General features: G+C 63.2%; 3 protein-coding genes. 2 read left to right on the top strand and 1 reads right to left on the bottom strand.

The window, feature by feature from the left end; all coding sequences use genetic code 11:
• Window positions 1–218: 218 nt before the first annotated feature.
• Window positions 219–1451 carry an MFS transporter gene (locus JWP83_RS27050; RefSeq protein WP_297737621.1) on the bottom strand — a complete coding sequence of 411 codons (1233 nt, stop codon included), beginning with the start codon at window positions 1449–1451 and terminating at the stop codon, window positions 219–221.
• Window positions 1452–2229: 778 nt separating this feature from the next.
• Between JWP83_RS27050 and JWP83_RS27045 the strand changes: the two genes are divergently transcribed.
• Together JWP83_RS27045 and JWP83_RS27040 are read left to right on the top strand one after the other, a co-directional pair.
• Window positions 2230–2865: a DJ-1/PfpI family protein gene (locus JWP83_RS27045; protein ID WP_297737617.1), complete on the top strand. Its 636-nt coding sequence runs from the start codon at window positions 2230–2232 to the stop codon at window positions 2863–2865.
• A 450-nt stretch (window positions 2866–3315) separates the two neighbouring features.
• On the top strand, window positions 3316–3496 hold a 181-nt coding region (locus JWP83_RS27040; RefSeq protein WP_367185677.1), incomplete at its 3' end, for an Hsp20/alpha crystallin family protein.

Here is a 3496-nt window from a genome sequence, read left to right as displayed (position 1 = left end):
TCGCCGATTATCCAAGCCCGGCAAAAGGGTTCCGCGACTCACCGTTATATTGTTCTTTCGTCCCCTTTGGGTTCCGGTTGTGCGGAGAGGGCCGGGCCGAGTGGCCAAGCTGTCGACTGATCTCCGGATGCAGAGCACCGGTACCAGGATGACCGTCGGCGAGTAAGACCACAGGTTGCCGGATGCCGATCACGGGGCCGAGAGAGCCGGCATGTCGGCTATTTGACTACGTCGTCGTCAGCGCGGCGCAGCATCGAGGCGAAACCCAGCCAGATGATCACAGAGCCGAGCGAAAGTCCCCCAAGCATCGCGAATGCTGCTGGAAAGCCGAATAATTGGGCCACGAAACCGCCAAGCACCGGGCTCAGCGCACCACCAAGCCCTTGCGCAGCCATTACTGCGCCCTGGCCGACGTTGATGTGCCCGGTGCCGTTAAGTATGCGCGCCACCAGACCCGGCACCGCGACTGACAAGATGCCGGCACCGACGCCATCGAGGACTTGCACCGGTATGACACCCCAGGTGGTGATGACATGGCTCGCAATGAGGGCACGGACCGGCAGTGCGGTGAAGGCGATCAAGATGGCCGGCCAGTAGCCACGGGCTTCGGCGATTCTCATGGCTGCCAGCGAGGCGGGGACCATCACCGCCTGGGCGACGACGACGGTAGCGGCCACCGTGGTGAACGGGTTGGCGTTCGTGGCTACCACCGCCAGCCCATAGAGGGGAAGCATCGCCGCGTTGCCCAAGTGAAACAGCGTCACCGCTCCGGCGAGCGCCAGCAGCGGACGAGACCTGAGGACGACCCGCACCGACTTAACCCGGGGCTGATCCCCGGAGAGCGCCTCGCCGCGGGCGAGGTGGTCGTTGATGCGAGCGGCCGGGATCGCCAGCACAGCGACGATCGTGACAGCCGCGAACCCGGCCGCCAGCCAAACCACCGCGGCGTACCCGAAGTGCCAGCCCAGCAGGCCGGCTAAGGCGGACCCCGCCATGTTACCGGCGTGGTTGTAGGCCTGGTTGCGGCCGTTTTGACCGATGAACCTCGCTTGGCCCACAACGCCAAGGGTGATGCCGATCAATGCGGGTGCGATCGTTGCCCCGGAAATGCACATCACCGCCTGGGCCCCGGCGATCACCCAAAACTGCCGTGACGTCAGGATTATCGCCGCGGCCGCGACAGCGCCTAGGCCCGCGACGATGGCGCAGGCACGCTTGTGGTGGGTGGCGTCAACCAGGGCACCGGCGGGAGTGACGGCGAGCATGCCGACGACAGCGCCCAAAGTGATGACCGCACCGATGGCGCCGGTGCTCCAGCCGCGGCTATGCAGCAGCACGCCCAGGAATGGACCCACGCCGGCCTCCATATCGGCCATGAAGAAACTCACCGCATAGAGGGCGGCTCGGTCACGAGTCGGCACCGTTAGCGCCGATCTGGACTCACTCGCCATCCCTCGATTGTTCCCGGTGGTTCAGCCAAGGTCACAGGCGACGCCACTCGAGAGCTACCACCGTCGGCGGGGTTTACCCGGATCTCACCACTGAACGCACTGTGCTGGTTATCGTTTCGGCGGACCGCACCGAGTTCTAGCCGCATGTCTCACCGACAACCTCTTGGAAGAGGCTACGGGTCGTCATCGCAGTTGAGCAGGAAACACTGCGCTTCGCCAGTCGTCGACCAACGGCCGCCGATCTCTGGTGGCGTGCGATGGACAACGGACGACAAGTGAGATGCGTAACCTGCGGGGACCGAAGGGTGAAGCCGGGGAAAGAGCCTTTGGGGCATAACAGAAGGCATGGACCGCCGCGATCCCGTTGTGGTGAAACGAGAAAGCCAGGGGCCCGTTCGATGTTCTGAAAGCTGAGTTCCGCGAGCTACAGGGGCGCAGAAGTATCCGTCGAACAGAATAAAAGTTTCGTTCAAGCTCGTACAGGGCTACAGAGTGGAGGAAATCCTAAAAGGGTGCTTATATGAAGCTGACTCGGAGCGAGGTCGTGCGGTACATACTGCCTCCAAGCAAGCCGGGATGATCTCGGGGCCGCCCGATCCGGCGGCAGGGGTGTTGTTCATCGTGCCTATTGAGTAGATCAAGTGCCGTTCTGTCACAGCGGGGCGAATACCGCTTCACATATTTAGCCCGGCGGGAGCAGGAAATCGACGTCCGTAACGGCGACGCTTGGACCAAGCGCGACTACCGCGTTCACACCCAGTGCCGAGCGGAGTTCGACATGGCCCAACGTCTCCAAGGTTTGACAATCGCACTGCTCGCGGCAGACGGCGTCGGCCAGATGGAATTGGACGCGTCCGGCGGGGCGGTGCGAAAAGCTGGGGCACAGACGCAGCTGTTGTCACTCAGAATCGGGCACATCGAATCGCTCAATAAAGACCTCGAACCGGGCCGCATTTATACGGTCGACCAGACGGTGGCCCAAGCGACGGCCGACGAGTACGAGGCGTTGCTATTGGTGCCCGGGATGTTGAAATCCGATGAGCTTTCCGGCAATACCTTCGTAGTCTCGTTCGTACATGACTTCATCACTTCGGGAAAGCCGGTCGGGGTCGTCTGCCAAGGCGCCTGGACCCTGGTTGAAGCGGGTGTGGCGCGGGGCCGAAGGCTCCCGTTGTATCCGACGATGCGGCCCCTGCAACAGCCAGGCGCCTCCACGCTGGAGGGCGATTTGGTCTCGCCCCGGGAACTGCGCGCGTTCTATAGCACGATTGTGGAGGAATTGGCTCGCCTCACCTGGCAGCCCACTCCCGCGTCGGTCGAAGAAACCGAACATCCATGGGCCCGGCTGGCCGTGCTTCCAGCGCAGCGGCGCCGCGAGAAGTGGAGTGGGGCAAAGGAAGTGGCCGGCTCATAAGCATCGAGAAACGTCATCTCGAAATGCATCGGCGCGCAGAGGAACAGGAATTTAGTCCAACCGTGCTCCGCCCAGCCACCACAGTTGTGCCGTTATCCGGCGTCATTCGCTCAGCAGATGGACAGTGCTGTCCGCACGAGCCGACAGGTCTGCGCCCGGAGCAGGCGCCCGCTTGAGGGCATCTGCCGACCCAGTCTTCAACCGCCTGAACCGCGGCGGCGATACGAGCGCTGCCAGCGAGCCACCGCCGCCCTTCGCGCAACGACACGCCCTCAAGTCCGAGCGGTCGTGCTGACGGAACGAATCGAGGCGAACAATTTCAATCCGCTGGGCGCACGCGTTAACGACGCAACATTGGCAGAGTGAATTCCGGAGCTTGTCTCGACGGGTGCGGAAGGACTTCCGCCCGGCCGGCGGTTCCGCAGCGAACAAACCAACCAAGGAGAAGCCATGACTTTGATGCGATTTGACCCCTTCCGCGAACTGGACCGCTTAGCCGACCAGGCGTTGGTCGGTGCCCGCGCCGCGCGGACGCTGCCGATGGAGGCGTTGCGGCGCGGCGACCAATTCATTGTCGCCATAGACGTCCCGGGCAGCGCGCCAAACGATATCGATGTGACCGTCGAACGCA

Source organism: Mycobacterium sp. (genome assembly GCF_025965855.1).
Classification (GTDB): Bacteria; Actinomycetota; Actinomycetes; order Mycobacteriales; family Mycobacteriaceae; genus Mycobacterium.
The sequence above is the reverse complement of the archived record's forward strand: the minus strand, read 5'-3'. Positions and strand labels throughout refer to the sequence as shown.